This window comes from Pradoshia sp. Z3_51 (assembly GCF_058215915.1).
Genome location: NZ_JBZAJC010000003.1, coordinates 384,788 through 409,309, shown reverse-complemented (window position 1 = coordinate 409,309; position 24,522 = coordinate 384,788). Strand labels below are relative to the sequence as shown.

General features: G+C 37.4%; 19 protein-coding genes. 13 read left to right on the top strand and 6 right to left on the bottom strand.

What is annotated here, in order from left to right; genetic code table 11:
- Positions 1–478: 478 nt before the first annotated feature.
- Positions 479–2,632 carry a class I SAM-dependent methyltransferase gene (locus AC4BHA_RS09065; RefSeq protein WP_490558461.1) on the bottom strand — a complete coding sequence of 718 codons (2,154 nt, stop codon included), beginning with the start codon at positions 2,630–2,632 and terminating at the stop codon, positions 479–481.
- A 777-nt stretch (positions 2,633–3,409) separates the two neighbouring features.
- Between AC4BHA_RS09065 and AC4BHA_RS09060 the strand changes: the two genes are divergently transcribed.
- From AC4BHA_RS09060 to murC, 5 genes are all read left to right on the top strand, one after another.
- The gene (locus AC4BHA_RS09060; protein WP_139892784.1) at positions 3,410–4,612 is read left to right on the top strand and encodes an MFS transporter; all 1,203 of its coding nucleotides are present in this window, start codon (positions 3,410–3,412) and stop codon (positions 4,610–4,612) included.
- Between the two features lie 64 nt (positions 4,613–4,676).
- Positions 4,677–4,988, top strand: a complete 312-nt coding sequence (locus tag AC4BHA_RS09055) for a thioredoxin family protein (protein ID WP_066109075.1) — start codon at positions 4,677–4,679, stop codon at positions 4,986–4,988.
- A 217-nt stretch (positions 4,989–5,205) separates the two neighbouring features.
- A complete protein-coding gene (locus AC4BHA_RS09050) occupies positions 5,206–6,015 on the top strand; it encodes a DUF1444 domain-containing protein (protein WP_066109073.1) in 810 nt (269 codons plus the stop codon).
- 116 nt (positions 6,016–6,131) lie between these two features.
- A complete protein-coding gene (locus tag AC4BHA_RS09045; RefSeq protein ID WP_490558460.1) occupies positions 6,132–9,200 on the top strand; it encodes a DNA translocase FtsK in 3,069 nt (1,022 codons plus the stop codon).
- A gap of 317 nt (positions 9,201–9,517) precedes the next feature.
- Positions 9,518–10,819, top strand: coding sequence for a UDP-N-acetylmuramate--L-alanine ligase (gene murC / locus AC4BHA_RS09040; RefSeq protein ID WP_066109068.1), 1,302 nt, complete (start codon positions 9,518–9,520; stop codon positions 10,817–10,819).
- 56 nt (positions 10,820–10,875) lie between these two features.
- Here the strand turns inward: murC and AC4BHA_RS09035 are convergent, their stop codons facing one another.
- Positions 10,876–11,991: an aminopeptidase gene (locus tag AC4BHA_RS09035; protein ID WP_066109065.1), complete on the bottom strand. Its 1,116-nt coding sequence runs from the start codon at positions 11,989–11,991 to the stop codon at positions 10,876–10,878.
- A gap of 164 nt (positions 11,992–12,155) precedes the next feature.
- On the opposite strand from AC4BHA_RS09035, the gene AC4BHA_RS09030 reads away from it, so the two are divergent.
- From AC4BHA_RS09030 to ytxJ, 3 genes are read left to right on the top strand one after another with little or no spacing between them, the layout of a single operon-like run.
- Positions 12,156–12,659, top strand: coding sequence for a DUF948 domain-containing protein (locus tag AC4BHA_RS09030; protein ID WP_490558459.1), 504 nt, complete (start codon positions 12,156–12,158; stop codon positions 12,657–12,659).
- 28 nt (positions 12,660–12,687) lie between these two features.
- Complete coding sequence (locus AC4BHA_RS09025) at positions 12,688–13,392, top strand: YtxH domain-containing protein (RefSeq protein ID WP_490558458.1); 705 nt, start codon at positions 12,688–12,690, stop codon at positions 13,390–13,392.
- A 36-nt stretch (positions 13,393–13,428) separates the two neighbouring features.
- The gene (gene ytxJ / locus AC4BHA_RS09020) at positions 13,429–13,755 is read left to right on the top strand and encodes a bacillithiol system redox-active protein YtxJ (RefSeq protein WP_066109056.1); all 327 of its coding nucleotides are present in this window, start codon (positions 13,429–13,431) and stop codon (positions 13,753–13,755) included.
- A gap of 27 nt (positions 13,756–13,782) precedes the next feature.
- Here the strand turns inward: ytxJ and AC4BHA_RS09015 are convergent, their stop codons facing one another.
- The gene (locus tag AC4BHA_RS09015) at positions 13,783–15,954 is read right to left on the bottom strand and encodes a cell division protein FtsA (RefSeq protein WP_148631023.1); all 2,172 of its coding nucleotides are present in this window, start codon (positions 15,952–15,954) and stop codon (positions 13,783–13,785) included.
- A 203-nt stretch (positions 15,955–16,157) separates the two neighbouring features.
- Between AC4BHA_RS09015 and AC4BHA_RS09010 the strand changes: the two genes are divergently transcribed.
- Together AC4BHA_RS09010 and ccpA are read left to right on the top strand one after the other, a co-directional pair.
- Complete coding sequence (locus AC4BHA_RS09010; protein ID WP_066109050.1) at positions 16,158–17,243, top strand: bifunctional 3-deoxy-7-phosphoheptulonate synthase/chorismate mutase; 1,086 nt, start codon at positions 16,158–16,160, stop codon at positions 17,241–17,243.
- Positions 17,244–17,543: 300 nt separating this feature from the next.
- Positions 17,544–18,542 (top strand): catabolite control protein A, encoded by a 999-nt coding sequence (gene ccpA, locus AC4BHA_RS09005; protein WP_066109047.1) that lies wholly within the window; start codon positions 17,544–17,546, stop codon positions 18,540–18,542.
- 184 nt (positions 18,543–18,726) lie between these two features.
- Here ccpA and AC4BHA_RS09000 read toward each other — a convergent pair whose 3' ends face one another.
- The 3 genes from AC4BHA_RS09000 to AC4BHA_RS08990 are packed head-to-tail and all read right to left on the bottom strand — an operon-like array spanning position 18,727 to position 21,180.
- A complete protein-coding gene (locus AC4BHA_RS09000; protein WP_139892786.1) occupies positions 18,727–19,875 on the bottom strand; it encodes an acetoin utilization protein AcuC in 1,149 nt (382 codons plus the stop codon).
- Complete coding sequence (locus AC4BHA_RS08995; protein WP_139892787.1) at positions 19,872–20,519, bottom strand: acetoin utilization AcuB family protein; 648 nt, start codon at positions 20,517–20,519, stop codon at positions 19,872–19,874. The genes AC4BHA_RS09000 and AC4BHA_RS08995 overlap by 4 nt, the downstream gene beginning before the upstream one ends.
- Before the next feature lie 28 nt (positions 20,520–20,547).
- Positions 20,548–21,180 carry a GNAT family N-acetyltransferase gene (locus tag AC4BHA_RS08990; RefSeq protein ID WP_066109036.1) on the bottom strand — a complete coding sequence of 211 codons (633 nt, stop codon included), beginning with the start codon at positions 21,178–21,180 and terminating at the stop codon, positions 20,548–20,550.
- A gap of 276 nt (positions 21,181–21,456) precedes the next feature.
- On the opposite strand from AC4BHA_RS08990, the gene acsA reads away from it, so the two are divergent.
- The 3 genes from acsA to AC4BHA_RS08975 all read left to right on the top strand — a co-directional run bounded on the left by acsA (position 21,457) and on the right by AC4BHA_RS08975 (position 24,413).
- The gene (acsA, locus tag AC4BHA_RS08985) at positions 21,457–23,175 is read left to right on the top strand and encodes an acetate--CoA ligase (protein ID WP_066109033.1); all 1,719 of its coding nucleotides are present in this window, start codon (positions 21,457–21,459) and stop codon (positions 23,173–23,175) included.
- A gap of 116 nt (positions 23,176–23,291) precedes the next feature.
- Positions 23,292–23,777: a GNAT family N-acetyltransferase gene (locus AC4BHA_RS08980; protein ID WP_139892788.1), complete on the top strand. Its 486-nt coding sequence runs from the start codon at positions 23,292–23,294 to the stop codon at positions 23,775–23,777.
- Positions 23,778–24,110: 333 nt separating this feature from the next.
- Positions 24,111–24,413 carry an NUDIX domain-containing protein gene (locus tag AC4BHA_RS08975; RefSeq protein WP_490558479.1) on the top strand — a complete coding sequence of 101 codons (303 nt, stop codon included), beginning with the start codon at positions 24,111–24,113 and terminating at the stop codon, positions 24,411–24,413.
- Positions 24,414–24,522 lie beyond the last annotated feature (109 nt).

The following is a 24,522-nucleotide window of genomic DNA, read 5'->3' as shown; positions in this document are numbered from 1 at the left end:
ATTTTTCATCTTCTGATAGACGCTGAATTTCTTCATGTTTCTTTATTTTGGAAGAGAAGAGCTTCGAAATAATAAACCCGACGAGGGAGATAATACTATTTTTCATGTAATTTCTCACCTTTATCTATGATTTTACTAGTATGATAACATAGGTGATAAAAAAATACTGCTAAAAACGTTGAGGACTGCCGAATTTTGTCAAATAAGGGTAGTTGCTTGTTTTTATCCTTTCTAAGGGCTATTAAGAGCTGGGAATATACTATATGATCTCTCATAGCTACTAAGAGTCAAAAGCCAAATCACCTTTTGATTGAAGAAGGTGATTCTACAACTCAGCGGGCTTTCGCATGATTGCTGCTCCTGGATAAAAGTTACGGATGTACAGCCACTTCCTTTCTGGAGGCAGTTGTTTCCATATAAATCCTTACGAAAACAGCCATATAAAAAGAGGAGAGATAATTTCTCCTCTTTTCTTGTCTTATGTTTTCTCAATTACAATTAAACAGGTGCTGTCCGGTAGCGGTACAATCTCTTTTTTTTCATTCATAATTTTTACTTTAGGTAAAAGAAATTCTTCGTATCCGTTTTGTAAATAATGATGAAGTTTTATAATTTTTGCCTCTTGACCTAAAGATACATGAATAACTTCTTCATATTCACTTGGAGTAAAATACCCAAATTGTTCTTGTACCTCATGTGGATAAGCCTCTTCTCCCCAAGTATACGTATAGAGGAATTCCATTAAATCATTAACAGGCAGTTTGATAAGAAGACTCTCCAGTCTTTCATAATTGATAGTCCTTCCCCTAAAGTCATGAACATATCTCATAAAGAAGTCCATGCCCTTTGGGTCTTCAAATTCGAGTAGTCTCCATTGGTCTATAGGCTCAGTCATAATTCCGTCTCGAATAATGATTCTTCCGCCTTTGTTTAATACTTCAAAAGAACTTTTCAGTGCTTGGATAACTACATCTCGATTGAATTTCCTGCCTTTGTACGGAATATAAGAATACATTTCATGTAGGATAGAAGAAAACACAATGGTATCCACGCTTCCTGGCTCATAATAGTCTTTTAATTCCAAGGCGTTTGCCTGTTTTACGTGCCATGATTTATTTTCCCTGAATTTTCGCCTGTTTAATTCCTCTACTACATTAATTGAGATATCAATTCCGATTACAGTTGCTTCTGGGTGATTTTCAGATAGGATATCAAGCATCACACCGCCTCCGGCTCCAATGTCCAGCATTACCTTCCCTACAGCAAAATCAGATATGACCTTTTTATGATCTTGACCATTATTCATATCGGTTAAATAGTTTTCTTCATTCTGCAAGCGATCAAAGGCATCTTTCCTGAAACCAAAAAAGTCATAAAGTAAGATAATTGCTCTTTCATAGATCGGAGACTTTTCGGCTTCCTGGCAAAATTCAATTAATTTCTGACCGGCACTTGAATAACTAAAATAAACCCCTACAATTTGACCTAGTAAGTCTGAGGGTTCAATTTGAATTTGAACGTGTTCGTTTACAGGCATCTTTCCTTTTAGTAAATCATCAATTGTAAACTCATTCAGGAATGTCTCGATAATTCTTTTTTTGTATAGATTGATTACTTTTTGCCCCTTGTAATCATAGTAAATATCCTTCATAAAAGACTCAAAGCTAACCTGTTGTATAGTAAGGGGATTAATTTTCTGGAATATCAATAAGAAAATTTTCAAAAACTCTTCTAAAGAAAACTCTTGTAAAGCAGATTCAAGATACCACATATCTATTTTACTGAAGAACAACTCTATGTATCTCTCTAATTGTTTGTTTTCAAAATACTGATTGTATAAATCATCGAAGTTTTCCCCGCGCTGGATTGAAGATCTTCTTAATCTTCTCATCCGCTCTTTTAGGGGAAGCTCTTTTGCCTGTTCACCTTTGTTTATCCAGGATAGTACTTCTTCTACTTCCTTATGGACGTTGTTCCACAACTGATCTGAAACCGCTTGAATAACACACTGATTTAGGGAATAGAGAATCCTTTCTATGTTATATTCTAAGTTTTTATGTTCCTCAATCCAATAAATTAAGGGACGGAATTGAGAATAATGGATTTCTCCTCTGATAAATTGACCGGCTAACCCATGTGTTAATATGAGAAGATAAACAAGTTCCTCTCTATCTAAATTGCGGGAGTGTAACGGCAGGTTCATTTGTTCATCAGCATAAATTTGAGCTGAGCCAATATTATGAATGGCCAATTGGAATCCTTTTTTCTCCCACTCTCTACGTTTGTGCTTCAACCCGCCTTTTGATACCTCAGACCAAATCAAGACATCTTCAATAATTGACCTTTCATTAATGGGAAGATTCATCTCGTTCAATAACCAAAGGGTTCGTTCTACATAGGATAGAACCGGATTTGGCGGCAATTTCTCTAAAGATTCTACTTGCTCTAAATTTACGTGTTGTTCTTTTGTAAGGTAGAGAAAGTGTATCCACTTATGATTTCTTAATACCTTTGTATTTCCTATCTTTACTTCTTGAATACATTTTAGTGAGTTTAACAAATAAATCCGCCTTTCTAATAAAGCAGAATAATGGGGTGAAAACCATTCTGTTAGGATTATATCTTTATGCATGTTGTAGTTACTTCCATATTAATTCTTCAATGAACGGTGTATATCCTTTTCAGAATGGAAGATATTTGTGGTGAGGATAAAGGGGATTTCTTTATAAATTATAACTATTTTTCTCCCAGCTTATTTGTATTCAATAGCCGTTTATCCTATTAGAGAATGTCTATTGGATGTTTTCGTAAAGATTGTTGCTAATGCCATAAACAGAGGCAGTGTTTTTGCTATCTCGGATATTCAACTAAAACCCCCTTAGTCAATAAGAACTAACTTCTCTTTCTCAACAATAAATAGAATATAAATCCACTAAGAGTAAATATAACCGTACCAACAAACACCTTTACTAATGAGACACCTATTTGAACAGTATCATCAGTTGCGTGTTTTATCACATTTACTGTCCACCAGTTATAAATTGAAGATTCATATATAGCGAAGTATAGCCACAATAAATAACAGAAGAAAACAAATAAAAAAACACGGATTTTTCTATTCATAACATTCCCCTTCTACAATAAATGTCTTTATAAAACATTAACACTGCCCTTAGTTAAGAAGCTATCTTTATTCTGGCGATATCACAGAATGGTGATTAACTTATTTATTCAGGAGGAACAATCTATGAGATAACAGCCTTGTAGAATCAAAGAGACTTAGACGAGTATTATTCTTTAGAAAATAATTTAAATAGTTGTTTACACCTGTCAAGACAGAAGTTAATATACAAATTAGAGATTTCATTTTAATAGTTTTCATTGAGATTGTGATGGGGAGGGTCAATGAATGGGGAAGGGAAAGGTAAAAGAACGGAAACTATTGGGGATTGCCGGGGTCGCTTGGCTATTCGATGCTATGGATGTTGGAATGCTTTCGTTTATTATCGCGGCTCTGCAGAAGGAGTGGAATTTAACCTCAGAACAAATGGGGTGGATAGGAAGTGTGAACTCTATCGGCATGGCAGTAGGTGCTTTAGTGTTTGGGATTTGGGCTGATCGTATCGGCCGAAAAAATGTATTAATTATTACGCTATTATTATTTTCCTTAGGAAGCGGATTTTCTGCTTTGACGACAAGCTTATCTATTTTTCTGGTTTTCAGATTTTTAATTGGAATGGGGCTTGGCGGTGAATTGCCAGTTGCTTCTACGTTGGTGTCGGAAAGTGTGCCTGCAGAGAGAAGAGGCAGAGTAGTAGTGCTGCTTGAAAGTTTTTGGGCTGCAGGCTGGCTGATTGCGGCGCTTATTTCATACTTTGTCATTCCAACTTATGGCTGGCAAATTGCTTTACTAATCAGTGCACTTCCTGCTTTTTATGCGATTTATTTAAGAATACATCTACCTGATTCTGAGAAGTTTCAAATGGTTAAGGAAAAGAAATCCATCTCAATCGTAAATTCGCTTAAGACACTATGGACTAAAGATTATGCGGTAAAGACTTTGATGCTCTGGATTCTGTGGTTCTGTGTTGTCTTTTCCTATTACGGGATGTTTCTGTGGCTTCCCAGTGTTATGATTTTGAAAGGTTTTACACTCATAAAAAGTTTCCAATATGTTGTTATGATGACCTTGGCGCAATTGCCTGGGTATTTCACGGCTGCCTGGTTTATAGAGAAATTTGGACGTAAATTTGTATTGGTTACATATTTGTTTGGAACAGCTGTAAGTGCTTATTTCTTCGGTAATGCAGAAACATTAACAGCCTTAATGATTTCAGGGTGTTTTCTTTCCTTTTTTAACCTGGGAGCTTGGGGAGCGCTCTATGCCTACTCACCTGAACAATATCCAACTATTATAAGAGGGACTGGCACAGGAATGGCAGCAGCTGTGGGGAGAATAGGAGGTATCCTTGGCCCGCTTGCCGTCGGAAACTTACTGGCTTCTCATACATCTATTGATAAAATCTTCTTACTTTTTAGCATTGCCATTATAATTGGGATGCTGTCTGTATTGATTCTTGGCAAGGAAACTAAAAATGTGACGTTAGAATAGCAATCCTCTGTAGATTTGGGTATGATAACTCATACAAGAGGCTACTCGAGAGGATGATTTTGATATGAAAAAATTAGAAAGTATGGAACATTATAATGAATTGATGTCAAATGGGAAAGTGATGCTTTTATTTTCTGCAAATTGGTGCCCGGATTGCAGATTCATCGAACCATTTATAGGTGACATTGAGGCCGCAAATAAAGAGTATACCTTTATCTATGTGGACCGCGATCAATTTCTTGATCTGTGCATAAAGCTGGATGTCTTTGGAATACCGAGCTTTATTGCATTTGAAGATGGAAAAGAGCTCGGCCGATATGTAAATAAGGACCGGAAGACTCAAGAGCAAATTGAAGATTTCATTGCTTCATTATGATAAACTATTATACTCCCCCCTATTCGGGGGATTTTTTTATTCCGTTCTTACTTCAAAAAAAGCAGAAAAAAGAACGATTAAGTGGAGATAATCGCCCGTATGAACCCGATTGACTCCGTTGGTGCTCTTTGGAATGAAGGAACCCAACCAACAAAGTTACACTTTATTTAGCAGCATGAGTTTAATTAAGCTATAGTAATGTTAAGGAGGAATCCCTATGAAAATGACGACTACTAAAATGAAATCTTTACTTATGGAAAGCTTAGCTGATACAAATTCAAAATTTAATTATAATCGTGATAAAGAGGAATTAAGAATTGAAAATGAAGAAACTGGCAAGGGAATAACAATTGGATTGGCGCCGCTTGTATCGAAGTATGAGCAATCTGGTCAAAAAGCGATTGATGAAGTCCTTTATTATATAAAAGAATCAACGAAAGTAATGGGTACGGAACAATCTTTGAAGGGAAATGAAAAATTAATTTACCCTGTTATCCGTTCGACTTCCTTCCCAATGGAGTCCCGTGAAAATACACCGTTTATTACAGATGAGCATACAGCCGAAACGAGAGTTTATTATGCTCTTGATTTGGGTAATACGTATAGGTTGATTGATGAGGAGCTAATGAGGAAAGAAGGCTGGGATCAAGATTCCATACGTTCAATGGCTATGTTTAATGTCAGGTCATTGCCGATTAAGTCTAAAAAAGACAGTGTACGCGGAAATGACTTTTATTTTATTAATCATAACGATGGATACGATGCTTCAAGAGTCCTGATTGATTCACAAATGAAAACATGGAAGGAAGATATGAAAGGGACAATGGCAGTGGCCATTCCACATCAGGATGTCTTAATCATTGCAGACATACAAAATGATGCAGGTTATGACATTTTAGCACAAATGAATATGCACTTTTTTACAAATGGAAATGTTCCGGTCACCGCTCTGCCATTCCTTTATGAAAATGGAGAATTGGAGCCAATCTTTATTTTAGCAAAGAATCGACCGGTAGAAGACCAATAATATAATAGGAAATTGATACCATTTACAAGGAATATGTCTTAAATGAGTAAATTTTTTGATAAAATAGATACTTGTAATACTAATTTATAACAACCATAGAAAGTGTGAGGAAGGCTATGAGCTTTTTCAAAAAAATCATTGATTGGTTCTATGAGGATGTAGAAGAGGAAGTAGAAGTAGAACCTCGTAATAGCCATGAAAACATTCAAAAAAAACCTAAACAAGTAAAAAGACAAAAAGAAAATCAAATTGAAATTGAAGCAAGAATTCAATATAGATACCCAAAGGATAATTTCAAATTCCCATTAATCTCAGATGAAGAGTTAATAAGATTAAAAGAACAAAAAAAGAAGCAAAATGAGTTGGGTGTGAAGAAGGAAGTGCACGTGAGGAGATTTGAGAAATCCCCGGCTGCTGTTCCTAAATTGAAAGTGTCTAATCAAAGAATAATACCTAAGCCAGAACCAAAACAGAACGAAGTTGTTCCGAATAAAAAGCCGTTTAGAAGAACAGAAATACCTTCGCCTATTTATGGATTTCAAAATCGACAGGCCGGCACTAAAAATCAAAAAACAGTCGAATACGAATTACCACCTGAAACGACCTTAGATTCCGTTCTTGCTTTAATGCATGGAAAGAAAGTGAATCCACCGAGTGTCAATCAAGAACCATCATTTGAAATGGAAAGACAGAATGAGCTGCCGCTGAATTCCGATTTCAAGCATTCAGATGAAGAGATAAAAGAGGAACAGCAAAAAGTCTCGACTAATGATGGAAATAGACATACGGAGGATATCGAGAGTGTGATTGCTCCGCTATTACCGGATACTGTTTCAGCAGAAGATACAGAGGTTGCAGCCACAAGTGAAATAGCATGGAATCCAGTCAGCGAGAATCAGATAATAGAGGAAATGAATGAAGCAATTTTGAACGCTGATTACGAAGATGAAATAACTCAAGAAGAAGGAATCGTGGAAGAAGATAAGCTGATCATGCACTCTGGCTCACAGATGGAGCAGGAGGAATTTCAGTCGATTCCAATGATTCATCAGAATCTTGACGAACAAGCTGATGATGAAAATCTGGAGAACAACTTTGGATTACAACCGGAGGAACCAGTTGAAGATTACTACCATTCCCCTTCAGGCAGTGAGGTATATGAGGATATTGAGGAAGCTGATTCTGATATGGAGGAAGACCAACCATACAAGAGAGATGAAATTCAGCAAGCTCATGATTTAATCACGCAGACCCATGAATCTGCAATGAATATAGAAGAAAATCATCAGGTAAGCGGAAATGATGAGAAAAATATAGACATCAGTCACAATGAGAAAAATGGGCAGGATATCATTTTGCTTGACGGAACTGAGGATGAGTTTTCAATCAAGGACATTCAAACGAATGAGCCAGTTTCGAATGAATCTATAGCTTCGTTCGAAACGCAGTCAATCGATCGAACTAATGGTTTGGAGAAATCCGCGCAACTGGATGATACGGAGAACCATATAGATAGAGAAGTCTCTTTATCAGAGCCGAACAGTCCAATGGAAGCAACAGTGACAAGCGATGCTATGGATGAAGAAGAGAGACGAAAAATAGAAAGAGAAAAGCGCATTAGGGAGCGCAGAAAACACATTCCTTTTAACGTTTTAATGCTTAAGAATGATAAAGATCATATTGCAGCAAATCGCAATCAAAAAACGATTGCCGGCAAAGAGGAAAAGCCTTCGGAGCAACCTAAAAAAAAACTGAATGATTCCTATCAATATCCGGATATTTCAATTTTGAAGCCACGAGTGGACATTAGAGAAGATGCTGATTGGCTTGCAGAACAAGCAGCATTGCTAGATGATACACTTGAACAATTCAATGTTAAGGCTAGAGTACATACGTATTCTCAAGGACCTTCTGTAACAAGATTTGAGGTTCAGCCGGATCCTGGTGTTAAGGTTAGTAAAATCACAAATTTAAATGATGATCTAAAACTAAGCCTGGCTGCTAAAGATATTCGTATAGAAGCACCGATTCCCGGGAAACGAATGATTGGAATTGAAATTCCCAATATAAATACACGTCCTGTTTATCTGCGTGAGGTTTTGGAGGAAAAAGTTTTTGCTGAGAATACCTCACCGCTTTCAGTGGCAGTTGGGTTGGACATTTCAGGAAACCCGATTGTAACAGATTTAAAGAAAATGCCGCATGGTTTGGTGGCAGGCTCTACAGGTTCTGGAAAAAGTGTATTTATTAACTCTGTTTTAATCAGTTTATTATATAAATCACACCCATCTGATGTCAGACTCTTATTAATTGATCCGAAAATGGTTGAACTTGCGCCATATAACAATATTCCGCATTTGGCAGCACCGGTTATTACTGATGTAAAAGCTGCAACAGCTGCACTGAAATGGGCAGTAGAAGAGATGGAACGGAGATATGAGTTGTTTGCCCATTCAGGAGTGAGAGATATTGTCAGATATAATGAAAAGGCACTATCATCCGGGCAAATGGAGCATAAGCTGCCTTATTTAGTTATCGTGATTGATGAGCTGGCTGATTTAATGATGATGTCTCCTGCTGACGTAGAGGAAGCGATCTGCCGTATTGCGCAGAAAGCCAGAGCATGCGGGATTCATTTACTGGTGGCAACACAAAGACCATCTGTAGATGTCATTACCGGGTTAATCAAAGCAAATATTCCTACAAGAATTGCTTTTTCCGTTTCTTCACAGGTAGATTCACGTACGATTTTGGACCAAAGTGGAGCTGAAAAATTACTTGGACGGGGAGATATGCTGTTTTTGGAAAATGGAACTTCTAAAACAGTTCGCCTGCAGGGAACTTTTGTAACTGATGATGAGATTGAGGATGTCGTAAAACATGTAATGGCTCAGGCTAAACCGTCCTTTATGTTTGAGCCAAATGAATTGGTAAAAACAAGTGAACATATAGAAGAAAAGGATGAACTCTATTACGAAGTGTGTGAATTTGCGGTTGAGATGGGAGGAGCATCCATATCCAGTCTGCAAAGGCGCTTTAGGATTGGTTATAACAGGGCAGCGAGGCTGATTGATATGCTGGAGAAAGAAGGTATTTTATCAGAATCAAAAGGAAGTAAACCTCGTGATGTGCTTATATCTGAATCTGATTTAGAGGCTATACATGAATCTCAATCCCCTTTTTGAACAGAGGAAAAATTTTTGTATAATAATTTAATTATGAGTATTTCCCAGAAAAGGTAATACTATATTTATGAGAAAATCAGTTAGAAAAATTGTACGAAATCGATTTATAGGTTTATAATCATACAAGTTATATCTTTAACGCAATGAAGATATTGATTGCATGTGCTCGTTATAATAGTAATCTAACTGGTTTTAAATACTTATATTGTTTCAATTAGTAAAGCCTAAACAGGCATAGCAGGCAAATTGCAATTAGCAAAAAAAAGAGACCGTCATATACTGTTTTACAGCATTGACGTATGTTGGAGGTTCATTCTATGACAGTTTATCACTTCGTAGGTATAAAAGGATCCGGGATGAGCGCGTTAGCCCAAATCCTAAATGATATGGGATATCAGGTACAGGGTTCAGATTATGAAAAAAGATTTTTTACCCAAATCGCACTTGAAAATGCCGGTATAAAAATATTGCCATTTAATAAAGAAAATATTAAACCAGGTATGACAATCATTGCAGGAAATGCTTTTCCTGATAGTCATGATGAGATTGTTCAAGCTTTAGAACTTGGTTTGCCAGTCATTCGCTATCCACGATTTCTTGGAGATTTCCTTAAAAAGTTCGTGAGCATAGCTGTTACAGGCGCGCATGGAAAAACATCGACTACCGGCTTAATGTCTCATGTAATCAGCGGAGCTGAGCCAACGTCATTTTTAATTGGAGATGGAACGGGTAAGGGAGAAGCAGATTCTAAATACTTTGTATTCGAAGCTTGCGAATACCGAAGACACTTTTTATCCTACGATCCGGATTATGCCATTATGACCAATATTGATTTTGACCATCCGGATTATTTTGCAAATCTTGATGATGTGTTCTCTGCCTTTCAAGAGATGGCACTGCAAGTAAATAAAGGAATTATTGCCTGTGGTGATGATGAGCAGCTACAAAAAATCCAGGCGAAAGTACCGGTCATATTTTATGGGTTTAACGAAGAAAATGATTTCCAGGCTAAAAATATTGTCACTTCAGAAGCTGGAACTACATTCGATGTGCATGTAAGAAATAATTATTATGAGACATTTACGATTCCAATGTTTGGGCGCCATACAGTTTTAAATGCGCTAGCTGTTATTGCACTTTGTCAATATGAGGATATTGATGTGGAGATCATTAAGGAACGCCTAATGTCATTTACTGGCGTTAAGAGACGTTTCTCTGAAAAACAACTTGATCATCAAATCTTAATTGATGATTATGCCCATCATCCAACAGAGATAAAGGCAACAATTGATTCAGCTCGACAAAAGTATCCTGATCGGGAGATTGTAGCTGTATTTCAGCCGCATACCTTCTCTAGAACTCAGAAGTTTTTGGATGATTTTGCTGAAAGCTTAAAAGAAGCAGATAAAGTATACTTATGTGAAATTTTCGGATCAGCAAGAGAGTTGAATGGGAAATTAACAGTTAAAGATCTTTGTAATAAGGTGGACGGTGCTCAAATTATTCAGGAGGAAGATCCGTCTATCCTTAAAAATCATCACAATGGTGTATTATTATTTATGGGTGCTGGAGATATTCAAAAAGTGCAAGCAGCCTATGAGAGCTTTATAACGAAATAAATGCACATAAAGACCCTTCGAGAGTAATCAGTAAGTACTCTTGAAGGGTTTTTTATTTATTTTAGATTTTCAGGATTTAATTTCTCTAATTCTGGGAGAACAAATCTGCCGTCTTTTCTAATTAGTCGATCATCAAAATATATTTCGCCGCCTCCATAATCTTTACGTTGGATATTAACCAAATCCCAATGAATGCTGGAGTGATTACCATTTGGCGCCTCATCATAGCTTTGACCCGGTGTAAAGTGAAAGCTTCCATCAATTTTTTCATCAAATAGAATATCCTGCATTGGATTGGTTATATATGGATTAACCCCTATCGCAAATTCGCCGATATAACGTGCGCCTTCATCACTATCAAATACCTTATTGATTCTTTCTGTGTCATTCGCTGTTGCCTTAACGATTTTTCCGTTTTCGAATGTTAGACATACATTTTCATATGTAAATCCCTGATATGGAGATGGGGTATTATACGTAATGGTGCCATTTACAGAATCACGTACAGGTGCGGTATACACTTCACCATCTGGGATATTACGCTCCCCTGCACATTTAATGGCAGGAATGCCTTTAATAGAAAAATGTAAATCTGTTCCTGGACCTGTAATGCGTACTTTGTCCGTTTGATTCATTAACTCGACTAGGCTGTCCATCGCCTCAGACATTTTGGCATAATCAAGATTACATACATTAAAATAAAAATCTTCAAATCCTTCTGTACTCATTTTTGCCAGCTGAGCCATTGAATTGGTTGGGTAACGAAGGACCACCCATTTCGTTTTTGGAACTCGGATGTCTCTATGTACTTTATTTTGTACGGTCTGTCCATAGATTTTCATTTTATTAGCAGGGACATCAGAATGTTCTGAAATATTATCGCCTGCACGAAGACCTATGTATGCATCCATTTTACTCATAACCTGTGATTCAAATTCGGCGATTAATCTATAGTGTTCTTCAGTTGCACCTAATAGTAACTGTCTTTCAATGGTTTGATCCTTTGTTGAAACGAATGGATATCCACCTGCCTCATATGCTTCACTTACCAATGCTTTAACCAATTCTGGTTGTATACCGAAATTTTCTATAAGTACTTTTTCACCTTTTTGTAATTTTACAGAATAGTTAATTAGATTATGAGCTAATTGCTGAATTCTTGGATCCCTCATAAAAAAAATCTCCTTTCATCTCTAAACTTTAATTTAATTGTATCTTACTTTAGTAATAATATTAAGGTGGAAGGAACATTGTGGATCAGAATAAATTCCTATATAGTTTAAATAAGGAGATAAAGGGTAAAAACTAATTATAATTTAGAGATGGAGTGAAGACGATGGAAATTATCTTATATTTAAGCGTGGCATTGATTGCCATAGCGTTCCTGGTTCTTGTTATTTATCTTTCAAGAACATTAAAATCCCTTCAAACAACAATGGAGAGTGTATCTAGCACATTAACAGGCCTAGAAACTCAGATGCAAGGCATAACAACCGAGACAACACTGCTGCTACATAAGACGAATGCTTTGGCTGAAGATATTCAGCATAAATCTGAGAATCTAAATACGGTTGTTGATGCAGTTAAAGGTGTGGGAGGATCGATTCAACGTGTGAATCAAACCATTGACCAGATTACAAACCGAGTTCAATTAGCAGCGAGTCAAAATGACGAAAAAATTACCCAAGTAGTTCAATGGGGAAATGCATGCATTGAGCTTGTGAATAAGTGGAAAAAGCATAAAGCTGAACAGAGTACAGCAATCTATACCGAATCTGAAGCAGGCAGAGATGTTACTATACCTTCACAAGAAACCAGATATCAACGTTCTCAATCTTAATCAACCATAAAAAAGGAGATGTTTAAGAATGAATAATAAAAATGATAATTTTAATCACGATAATGGTATGTCAACAAAAGATTTTGTAGTAGGAGCAATAGTAGGCGGGCTTGTTGGAGCAGCTACTGCACTGTTTTTAGCACCTAAGTCCGGTAAAGAACTTCGTCATGATTTATCTGAACAAGGCAGCGTTTTAATGGAAAAAGGAACTCCATTGATTGAAAAGGGATCTGCTTTAAAACAAACGGCTACAGAAAAGGGATCTGCTTTAAAACAAACAGCCACTGAAAAAGGAATTGCTCTAAAACAAACAGCTCAAGAAAAAGGAACAGAATGGATTTCTGTCGCAAGAGAAAAAGGTGCACCATTAACAGAAGCGGTTAAGAAAAAGTTTGGAAGCACGACAAATGAAGAAAGCAACAGTCAATCATCTGATACAAAGGAAAATCAAACAGATAAGAAGATGGATAGTAATGTTGTAGTTGATTCCCCAGATGACGTTTATGTTGGAGAAGAAAACATAGACAGTAAAAATACTGCTAAAGAAGAAACGTATGCTTCTGAAAAAACTGGTTTCAATTCTACAGCCAGCGGAAATACATCTTCAGGTAAAACACCGTCCAATAGCTCGAATAATACAATAAAAGTTGATTTAGGTTCTAATTCTTCTAATTCAACTGGAAATAAAAATAATTCAGCAACCAATTCGAAAAACACAACGAATAAAAAATAAAAGTGGTTTGGAATAAACACAAATGGGGGGATATGGATGAAAAAGATTACTAACGAAGAGGAATTACAGCAACTTTTAGAGCATGATGTTTTTCTGCTTCTGAAGCATAGCCTTACATGTCCAATTAGTGGTGCAGCTTTTGATGAGTATTCCCAGTTTGTCGCTGAGCATCCTGCTATAGCTACAGCTTATCTAGCTGTACAGGAAGCCAAACCACTATCAGAGCATGTTCGAGATTTAACCGGAATTAAACATGAGTCACCGCAAGCTATATTATTTAAAAATAGTGAGGCTGTGTGGAATACATCTCATGGAAGAATTACAGCCCAAAATCTAGAACAGGCACTTAAAGAATATATCTAAATAGAAACCGGTAAGGAATTTAATTCCTTACCGGTTTACTTTGGTCGGATAATTCTGTGAGTTGAACCAAACAATTTCAAGTTGATCACCATCTTGGATTTCATTGTAAAATGTGACTTCCTGTTTATTCCGCATAAGGTGAAAGCCGCCCGGATTATTCTTGGGAAGTTCTATTTCTATGTACCGAAATAGATCCTGGAATATAAAAGCGGATTCTTTATTAAAGTTTATTTTTAGTTGCTCCCCGTTAAAAAGGATATCTGTATCACTTAAGGACTTATCTTCTCGATAGACTGTATAGCTGTTATTTGTCAACGTAAGTGGTTGACCATTAAACGTAACAGATATTTGATTAATCTCTTCAGCCTTATAGACACCTATTAAATCTTTGACTGTGATTGCTTTTCTACGAACTAAGGTGAGGCGATCATGATCGGCTATCCGATGGTTAAAAGATACACCTTTTCCGTTAACATATATGGCACCTGAAAACGAGACGAAGCTTTCCGGCCGGCCATTGATAACTAGATTAAACGGGACAAGTTCGTCCAGTATAGAATTCAAGCCAGCGAACAATAGTGCATCCTGCACAGTCTCTGGCATTTTAAAAGCAATCCGATCACCATCATGAATATCTTCGTGGCCATCAGCAGGAAAACCATTCATAAATAGGGTACAAGGAATTTCATATTTCTCTTCGTTTATATAAATCTCCCTCATAGGCAGTTCATCAAGTAATTCTCTTAATATCACAGATGTTTCAGAACCGTCTTTTCCCTTATCTATCCATAGCTGATCTCCAGGGGTTAATGGGGAATCAAGAGAGCAAGACACATTATTTCTTTTGATTTGCGGAGGCTCTCCGTGTGTACCTGGTATGGTAATATTTCTGCCGTTAATACTAACAATCTTCGCATTTCCAGGTTTACCGTATAGCTTTGTTAAATGAAGTCCTGCTGCAAGCAAGGCATCTCCTATAGTCAGTTGCTTAAGATCAAATAAACGAACTGGGGTCCCATTTACTTCAACAGAAACATAATGAATTGGATTAACATCTGATGAAATGGCTATTCCAATGGGCGTAACGAGTTCGGGTCCTTTAATGTAATCTGACTCAATCACTAAATTTTTGATAGCGTCTATTCCGCGTATAGCAACTCTATTGGCAGGCAGATTTAATTTCTTTGCCAAAATATCTGGTAAGCGCGGTGTTAAGCTACCTCCGCCAATAAGCATAACGGCTTGCGGAGGCTTAGCATTATTCAGTTGCAAAATTTCTCGGCTAATGGAATCTGCTAATTTTTCAATGGCGGGATAGATGGCTGTAATCATTTCTTCTTTTGGGATCTCTGATTCGAAACCAAGAATATCACTGATTTTGACAAACTCCTGTTCATTTATGGATCTCTTGGTATCTTCCGCATTCGGGAAATCAAGTAAATACTGATCACTGATTTCCTCTGTTATCTCATCTCCAGCAACAGGGACCATTCCGTAGGCAATAACGGTTCGTTCATCTGTAATCGCTATATCAGAAGTACCAGCTCCAATGTCAACAAGGCATACGTTGAGCCTTCTCATAGAGGGTGGAATAAGGACATGAATTGCAGCAATTGGTTCAAGAGTAAGTGCTTCTAGCTCAAGATTTACTCTTTTGAGTGCAGCAAACAGTGATTCAACGACCACTCGCGGCAGAAAAGTAGCGATAATTTCTGCTTCTGCTTCATCCCCTTTTTGGTCAAGTAAATTTCCGATTTCCTGACCATCAAGATAGTAATGGAGAACAGAATAGCCTACACAATAATAATGATAATTACTTTGGATGTCTTCTTTTTCAGCTACCTGAAACTGTGCTTGTTGTACAGCAGCTAATTCCAGATGAATGCGGTCATCGGCAGACAGGAGAGGCTTGCCGGATATGGGAATAGATGATCTCCCAATCTCTGTACGCAAAGCACGTCCTGCAGCTGCTACACATACTTTAGTAAGAGGACCGTGCTTTTTTTCAAGTGTAAGCTTAATATCGAGTATAACGTTGGAAACAGCTACGACATCATGAATCTGGCCATCCAGCATGGCACGCTCAGTATGTTCTCTAATGATGACGTCTGTAACGACATATTGATCGAGGCGTATTTCTAATATGATTCCTACAACTGAGCGAGTGCCAATATCGAGAGCAAAAATTTTTTTGGTCAAGGATTCGTCTCTCCTTTTATGCTTTAACACTTAAAAGCGGTTTATTGATAAAGGTTTAATAGTGACAATACCGAATTAATCCGTTATAATAGTTTCAATTATATACTGAAATGTAAAATATTTTACTAAGTGATTTAGAAATTTTTAAAGTATATGAAACCCAGGCTAAAACATGCAATGCAGAACAGAGAGGATGAGTGATATTGAGTAATATGGAACTGGATGTATTAAGAGAACAACTGGATAATTTGAATTTGCAATTATTAAAGCTTATTAATGAACGAGGAAAAGTTGTACAACAAATCGGTGAATTAAAAGGTAAGCAAAGCCAGTATCGTTTTGATCCTGTTAGAGAAAGAGAAATGCTTAATACACTTATCCAAAATAATGATGGTCCATTTGAAAAATCAACCATTGAACATATTTTCAAGGAAATATTTAAAGCAAGCCTTGAACTACAGGAAGATGATCATCGTAAAGCATTGCTTGTTTCCCGTAAAAAGCATCCTGATGATACTATAATTGATTTGAAGGGTGAGAAAGTGGGAAATGGACAACCGTCCTTTGTGTTTGGCCCATGTGCGGTAGAATCCTATGAACAAGTAGCGACTGTAGCAAAAGCTGTTAAGGATAAAGGATATAAATTACTTCGAGGCGGAGCTTATAAACCGAGAACATCCCCTTATGATTTCCAAGGGTTGGGTGAAGAAGGATTAAAAATCCTGAAAAGGGTTGCTGATGAATTCGATTTGGCTGTTATAAGCGAAATTGTAAACCCGGCGGATATTGAGACTGCGGTTAAGTATATTGATGTGATCCAGATTGGTGCTCGTAATATGCAGAACTTTGAGTTGTTAAAAGCAGCGGGAGCGGTAAATAAACCCGTTCTGCTAAAAAGAGGGCTGGCAGCGACAATTGAAGAGTTCATTAACGCAGCTGAATATATAATGGCGCAGGGAAATGGAAATATCATATTATGTGAACGCGGAATTCGTACGTATGAAAAAGCTACACGGAATACATTGGATATTTCAGCTGTACCTATACTGAAAAAGGAAACGCATTTACCGGTAATGGTGGATGTTACGCATTCGACTGGCCGAAGAGATCTGCTAATTCCAACTGCTAAAGCTGCATTGGCAATCGGTGCTGATGGGGTTATGGCTGAAGTTCATCCGGATCCGGCAGTTGCTCTTTCCGATTCCGCACAACAGATGGATCTAAACCAATTTGATACGTTTGTAAACGAGATTAATCAATTTACCAAGCAGACAGGTATCAGAATTTAATAAATATGGAGTTGCTATTTGGCAACTCTTTTTCATTTTTCTCCAATAGATTAACGAATCAATAGTCCCTGAATTTTTCAGTGGAATTTTTATAATTTATTTTCAAATGCTATCATTTTAAAGAAGTACTGAGTTAGTCTTAGTGAAAATTGGATTTGTTATGTATACAATAGTAAGAAAATAGATAAAGTGTTTATTTGCACGAATTTAGAGGGTAGAGTATTATTATAATAACATACTAAATGGTACTTAATTGAATACTATTAGGATTAGAATAGAGAAATTTGGGCGGTGTAAAAAATGAATATTACAATTTATGATGTAGCTCGTGAAGCAAATGTTTCCATGGCAACTGTATCACGTGTTGTCAATGGTAATCCAAACGTTAAACCGGCAACACGTAAAAAAGTAAATGAAGTAATTGAAAGACTTGGCTACAGACCGAATGCTGTGGCACGCGGATTAGCAAGTAAGAAAACAACAACAGTCGGAGTTATTATCCCAGATATCTCCAGTATCTTCTATGCTGAATTAGCAAGAGGGATTGAAGATATTGCCACCATGTATAAATATAATATTATTTTAAGTAACTCGGATTCAAATGAAGAAAAAGAAAGCCGACTAATCCAAACGATGCTTGGCAAACAAGTCGATGGACTTGTCTTTATGAGTTCAAATATTACGGATGAGCATATTGAAGAATTCAAGAAATCACCGGTTCCTGTTGTATTGGCAGGTACAATTGAAGATTCTGCTCAAATTCCATCTGTGAATATTGATTATGAACAAGCAGTGATGGATGCGATTAAATCTTTTGCTGATCGTGGACATAAGAATATTGCCATGGTATCAGGATCTTTTCAAAATGCAATTATAGAGAAAAAAATGGTGCCGGGATACCGAAAAGCATTGGAGGCAGCTAATATTCCTTATAATGAAGAATATCTAGTAGAAACAGATGCATCCTATGATGACGGAATCGAAGCCTTGAACCAGCTAATGGAATTGGATAATAAACCGACAGCTATTTTTGTATGTTCAGATGAGGCAGCTCTTGGTATCATTCATGCAGCACAAGATAAAGGTATCTCCATACCGGAGGATCTTGAAGTAATCAGTTCGGATAGCACGAGATTATCTTTAATGGTGCGACCTCGCCTAACGTCGGTTGTTCAGCCATTATATGATATTGGTGCTGTTTCCATGCGCTTGCTGACAAAGCTTATGAACAAAGAAGAGGTAGATGAATCCTCCGTAATTCTGCCGTACAGAATTGAAGAGAGAGATTCAACAAAATAAAAAATAAAAAAAGCTGAGCCATTTTGTGAATAGTTCTACAAATGGTTCAGCTTTTTATTTTAGTAAAACAGGTAGTATACATTATATCCAGTCCTCATCTTTTTAGTGTGTAACTTGGTGTCTGTGACCAGTTATATAAGAAATTTAAATAATCAGGTATTTGAAATTCAGCAGATTCATAGGGTTAGGATAGAATCGTGTATAATGCCTTTTCTAGAGTTTTTGCATTTTTTTCAGTAATCTCAGCCTTACGTGGGATGGGCTTGTACATATCAGGTGGATCTTCCCATGTAGTGGGTAATGTAACGGGTGCTAATGCTGACCAATGATTGACCCAATCAACAGGCAACTCACCTGAACAATTCGAATTATTAGTCATTTCTAGCCATATTAGGGACCAGGCACGCGGAACCACTCTCCAGATATCATATCCACCGCCACCAACTGCTATCCACTTACCTTGACAGTACTGGTGTGCAAGCTTATGGGCCAGTTTTGGGATGGATTGATAGATTGCAGTGGTAGCAGAAAGGTGCGTTAATGGATCATAGTAATGAGCATCAGCGCCGTTTTGAGTTAAAATAACGTCTGGGCGAAAAAATTCTATGACAGATTTAAAGGATTTTTCATAGCACTCGAGCCATGATTCATCCTCCGTAAAGGCATCGAGGGGGATATTAAATGAATAACCATATCCTTTTCCATTTCCACGTTCAGTAATATTGCCAGTTCCAGGGAATAGGTAGCGACCTGTTTCGTGAATGGACAGTGTACAAACAGAAGGATCATCATAAAAAGTCCACTGAACACCATCTCCATGATGGGCATCCGTATCTACGTAGAGAACTCTGGCATTATATTTTTTTTGCATATATTTAATGGCAACAGAGCTGTCATTATAGATACAGAATCCGGAGGCTTTCCCTCTAAAGCCATGATGCAAACCACCGCCCAGGTTTATGGCATGCTGAGCACGCCCTTCCATTACTTCATCAACGGCAGACAATGTTCCTCCCACAAGCCAGGCGCTTGCCTCATGCATTCCAGAGAAAATGGGGGTGTCTTCGGTCCCAATTCCATAATTTAATGCTTTATCCTGGTCAAGCTTTCCTTGTCCGGCTAATCTAATCGCACTGATGTAATCGGGATCATGCACCAGGCTTAATTCCTCATCTGTTGCCATTCGTGGTTTGATGCAGTCATCCTCTTTCAGGGCATTCATTTTATTTAATAAGTCTACTGTTATTTGCAGCCGTTTTTGGTTAAAAGGATGGTTATCATTAAATTTGTAGGAAAGTAAATCGGTTGAATAAACAAATGAGGCTTCCTTCATAGAGTGCTCTCCGGTATATCTGGCCATAATACCTCATATCCGGATGACCGTAGGTCCTGTACGATTTTCAGCGGGTTCATTGTTTGAATCCTTAGTACCAAGACTTTAAATGCCGGGTCTTCTTTATATGGATAAATGAAAATGCTATTTACATTGGAATTGTGGCCTTTGATGACTTCGGCTATTTCACTGAGCGTACCTGATTTATTAGTGACCTTTACCTCTATTTGGGATGCAGGCTGATTTGAGCCAGTAAGTTCTACATATGTATGCAGAAGATCTGTTTCAGTAATAATCCCGACTAATTTGTTGTCGCTGATCACAGGCATACAAGATATCTTTTGTTCATAGAATACAAATGCAATCTCTTCAACGAAATCAAGTGGGTGTGCTGTATAAATATCGGTAATCATGATATCGCTTATTGGCTTTAGAAGGTCTTCCTTATATTCATCAAGATGGAAGATAGATGGAGTTGCAGAGCGGATATCGACATCACATAACAGGCCGATTAACCGTTGTTCATCATCTACTATTGGTATATGCCTGATTTTTTTTTGTTTTACTAAATCAATTGCCTGCTGGAGTGTAGCATTTTTTTGAAGCGTAATAACATCCTTGATCATGATATCCTCAATAATCACAAGTAGCCCTCCTCAAAAATCAGTTCGTTCAATACATATATCGATTCATGAATCGTAATTGATCGAATTTTTGAATACTCTCTTTTTTAACGTTTTTCCCGATTCTGGCCATTAAACAATTGGCTGGATGGGAGCAAATTTCAGGGTCATCAGTGGCATACCATTCCAAGCCACCGGCACTCATCATTTTCTCCATCATTTTTCGATATTCCCATACATTTAATCCGCTGCCTTTTAAATCCCAATGCCAATAATATTCTGTGGTAATAATAATGTAATTTTCCATCCACTCATCCATCATAGCCACGCGGATCAAGTTTTTCCCGACCGCACATCCGCGATATTCACGGATTACTTCAATAGCACCCAATTCCAGTAAGTCATCCATTTTCCCTTCAGACCATCTTTCAAGAGGATCTGGGTATAAATAAGTGACATATCCGACAATGACATCGCCGGCCCTCGCAATAATAATTCGGCCTTCAGGAAGGCTGCTGATTTGAATTAAAGCCTTATGCTGCTTCTCAGGAACCCTAAAGGCAACGAGACCCTCATGAAATTCAAGATTTTCTAATTGATCTCGAGATACCGGGCCCTCGATAACTAACGGCCCACATGGGGTTTGCAATTCCTTCAAATTATACGTTTTTTTATGCTCCATCCATACACCACCCAGGTCACATTTTAAAGCTATTATACAGCACTTTAAATCCATAAATGCTTCATGATATGAACTTTTTAAGTCATATGTAGTGGAAATTAAGAAGCTTACTGGCATAATTATTTTAAACACTTAATGGGGATGTTATCTTAAAAACACTACAATTATAAAAATTGTAACATATTAGTGTAACTTATTAAATATTTTAAAAATTGAGATAAAATGGATTTTGTACTATACTATCAATATATTATCTTTGATCAGGGGGGAATAATTATGAAACTGGAAGCGCTTTCTGTTGTGCAAGGGGATTATAATTTAGCAAACTATGAGGAAATCTACAGATCATTTGACTGGAAGGATGTAGAGCAGGAATTCTCTTGGAATGAAACGGGTAAAGTGAATGCGGCATACGAATGTATTGACAGGCATACTGAAAATTTCAGGCGCAATAAGGTAGCATTATATTATAAGGACCCTAATCGCTATGAGAAGTATACATATAGTGATATGAAAGATTTATCGAATAAAGCAGGAAATGTTCTGAAGGAATATGGGAATGTAACAAAAGGTGACAGGGTATTTATTTTTATGCCGAGATCACCGGAATTGTATTTCACAGTGCTGGGTGCGATAAAATTGGGAGCTATTGTCGGCCCGTTATTTGAGGCATTTATGGAAGGGGCGGTTAAGGATCGATTGGAAGATAGTGAAGCCAGTGTAATCGTCACTACCCCTGAATTATTGTCTAGAATTCCTGCAGATGACCTGCCAGCATTGAAACATATTTTTGTAGTAGGAGATAATGTAGAGGAAACTGGTAAATATATAGATTTTAACAGCAAATATGAAAATGCATCTAAAAAATTAGATATAGAATGGGTAGATCGGGAAGACGGTCTGATTCTACATTATACTTCCGGTTCAACCGGTAAGCCAAAGGGTGTTCTGCATGCGCATAATTCAATGATTCAGCATCTGAAAACCGGACAATGGGTACTCGACCTAAAAGAAGAGGATGTATATTGGTGTACAGCGGATCCAGGCTGGGTCACAGGAACGTCTTATGGGATATTTGCTCCGTGGCTAAATGGAGCCTCTTCTGTGGTCACAGGTGGACGATTTAGCCCGGAAGCTTGGTATCAAACCATTGAAGATTTCCATGTAACCGTGTGGTACAGTGCCCCTACTGCATTCCGTATGCTGATGGGTGCAGGGGATGAGGTAGTAAAACAATTTGATTTATCCAGCCTTCGCCACTTACTAAGTGTAGGTGAACCTTTAAATCCTGAAGTTATTAAATGGGGACAAAAAGTATTCTCCAAACGTATCCATGATACATGGTGGATGACAGAGACCGGTGCACAACTAATCTGTAACTATCCAAGTATGGAGATTAAACCGGGTTCTATGGGTAAGCCAATTCCTGGAGTCGAGGCTGCCATCGTAGATGACCAAGGGAATGAAGTACCGCCTTATCGTATGGGCAATTTAGCAATTAAAAAAGGATGGCCATCCATGATGAGGCAAATCTGGAATAATCCACAAAAGTATGAATCCTATTTTATGCCATCAGGATGGTATGTTTCAGGCGATTCAGCTTATATGGATGAAGATGGGTACTTCTGGTTCCAGGGCAGAATTGATGATGTTATTATGACATCCGGAGAACGGGTAGGACCTTTTGAGGTTGAAAGCAAGCTGGTAGAACATCCGGCGGTTGCTGAAGCGGGTGTAATAGGCAAACCGGATCCTGTACGGGGTGAAATCATTAAAGCATTTATTGCCCTCAGGTCTGGATACGAGCCTTCGGATGAGCTGAAAGAGGATATCAGGCTATTTGTTAAACAAGGGCTTGCTGCACATGCTTCACCAAGAGAGATTGAGTTCAAGGATAAACTGCCGAAAACACGCAGTGGTAAAATTATGCGCAGGGTATTAAAAGCTTGGGAGCTTGAATTGCCAACAGGCGACTTATCAACGATGGAAGATTAAAACAGGGGTGTTTATAAGGTGATTTAACCCTTATAAACACCCCTTTTTTTGGTTTTTACAAAGGATATGAGCAAATGGAATACATATCATTCCATTTAGCAGGAAGAGTGGGGGAAATGAAGAATATTAACCTAATGAAGTTTCAAGAAACCGATTTTAAGGATTATTATAGTTTGGTAAGTAATGAGAAGGTTATGGCCCAAATAACAGAACGGGCTCTGCCTTTAGAGGAGGCAAGGTTGAACTATCAAAAGATATTGCAACGTAATAAGAAACATGAAAACTTTGGGACTTTTAAAATTTTTGATGCTTCCGTTCAGAGATTCATTGGACTCGGATCTTTAATTTTAAATGAAAAACTTACTGACGAAGCTGAAATTGGCTATATGATTCTACCTGAACATTGGGGGCAACGGTATGGGACAGATATTGCCGAAGTATTAATTGGAAAAGTAAGGAAATCGGAATTGAAGAAATTAGTGGCGATAATAGACCCTAATAATATTCCTTCGAGAAAAATATTAGCTAATCTTGGATTCAAATCTGAAAAGGTCTGTGCGATAGATGGGTTACCAGGGGAAATTATGAGTAAACTTTTATAAAAAATCATTTACCAATTACATAAGTTTTTTAATTTTAATAGGATAGTAAAAATAGATAAATTGATAATTGATTAGCCAGAAAAGAAATGGAGTGATGCCGATGAAACTATTGAACAAATTACCTAAAAGCAATTGCATATAAATTGTTGAGTTATTTTTATTAAATGATGAAGAAAAGTAACATCATTTTGCTATATAGAAATTAAAGATTGTAGTTTAAAAGGGGCTTGATAAAGTGAAAGAATGGTTTGGTTCTTCAGGTCTATGTATCAATGACAATGGTTAATTGTTAATGGTTCTGCAGGGGAAACCTGAAGAGAAAAATTATGGTCTATTCCATCGGGCGGTAAAGAAGTAGATGAAAGTTTTGAACAGTGCTGTATTAGAGAGATGGAAGAAGAAACGGGATATTTAACAGAAATTGTTGAAGAAGTTAAGGTAAAAAGGGTAATATATGAAACACACAATATTACTGCTGAAGTTCGCTACTATATAGTGAGGATTATGGGTGGTGAAAGAAATATTCGGGATCCGGACGGTCTTATTTATGATATTGCCTGGAAAGACCTTGAGGAATTAAAAACACTGAAGTTAACATATCCTGAGGACAGAGATTTTCTTATTCAATATATATGAAGGGATTCTAGTAATCCTATATATATCGGGGATTGTAAAAAAAAGTTGTTTGATAGATATAGAGAAAGGCTGTTCCGATAGTCGAGTGTGATACCGACCTGGAACAGCC

Coding starts and splice junctions, on each gene's coding strand:
- AC4BHA_RS09065 (WP_490558461.1), bottom strand. CDS start 2,632: ATGCATAAAGATATAATCCTAACAGAATGGTTTTCACCCCATTATTCT.
- AC4BHA_RS09060 (WP_139892784.1), top strand. CDS start 3,410: ATGGGGAAGGGAAAGGTAAAAGAACGGAAACTATTGGGGATTGCCGGG.
- AC4BHA_RS09055 (WP_066109075.1), top strand. CDS start 4,677: ATGAAAAAATTAGAAAGTATGGAACATTATAATGAATTGATGTCAAAT.
- AC4BHA_RS09050 (WP_066109073.1), top strand. CDS start 5,206: ATGAAAATGACGACTACTAAAATGAAATCTTTACTTATGGAAAGCTTA.
- AC4BHA_RS09045 (WP_490558460.1), top strand. CDS start 6,132: ATGAGCTTTTTCAAAAAAATCATTGATTGGTTCTATGAGGATGTAGAA.
- murC (WP_066109068.1), top strand. CDS start 9,518: ATGACAGTTTATCACTTCGTAGGTATAAAAGGATCCGGGATGAGCGCG.
- AC4BHA_RS09035 (WP_066109065.1), bottom strand. CDS start 11,991: ATGAGGGATCCAAGAATTCAGCAATTAGCTCATAATCTAATTAACTAT.
- AC4BHA_RS09030 (WP_490558459.1), top strand. CDS start 12,156: ATGGAAATTATCTTATATTTAAGCGTGGCATTGATTGCCATAGCGTTC.
- AC4BHA_RS09025 (WP_490558458.1), top strand. CDS start 12,688: ATGAATAATAAAAATGATAATTTTAATCACGATAATGGTATGTCAACA.
- ytxJ (WP_066109056.1), top strand. CDS start 13,429: ATGAAAAAGATTACTAACGAAGAGGAATTACAGCAACTTTTAGAGCAT.
- ccpA (WP_066109047.1), top strand. CDS start 17,544: ATGAATATTACAATTTATGATGTAGCTCGTGAAGCAAATGTTTCCATG.
- AC4BHA_RS09000 (WP_139892786.1), bottom strand. CDS start 19,875: ATGAAGGAAGCCTCATTTGTTTATTCAACCGATTTACTTTCCTACAAA.
- AC4BHA_RS08990 (WP_066109036.1), bottom strand. CDS start 21,180: ATGGAGCATAAAAAAACGTATAATTTGAAGGAATTGCAAACCCCATGT.
- acsA (WP_066109033.1), top strand. CDS start 21,457: ATGAAACTGGAAGCGCTTTCTGTTGTGCAAGGGGATTATAATTTAGCA.
- AC4BHA_RS08980 (WP_139892788.1), top strand. CDS start 23,292: ATGAAGAATATTAACCTAATGAAGTTTCAAGAAACCGATTTTAAGGAT.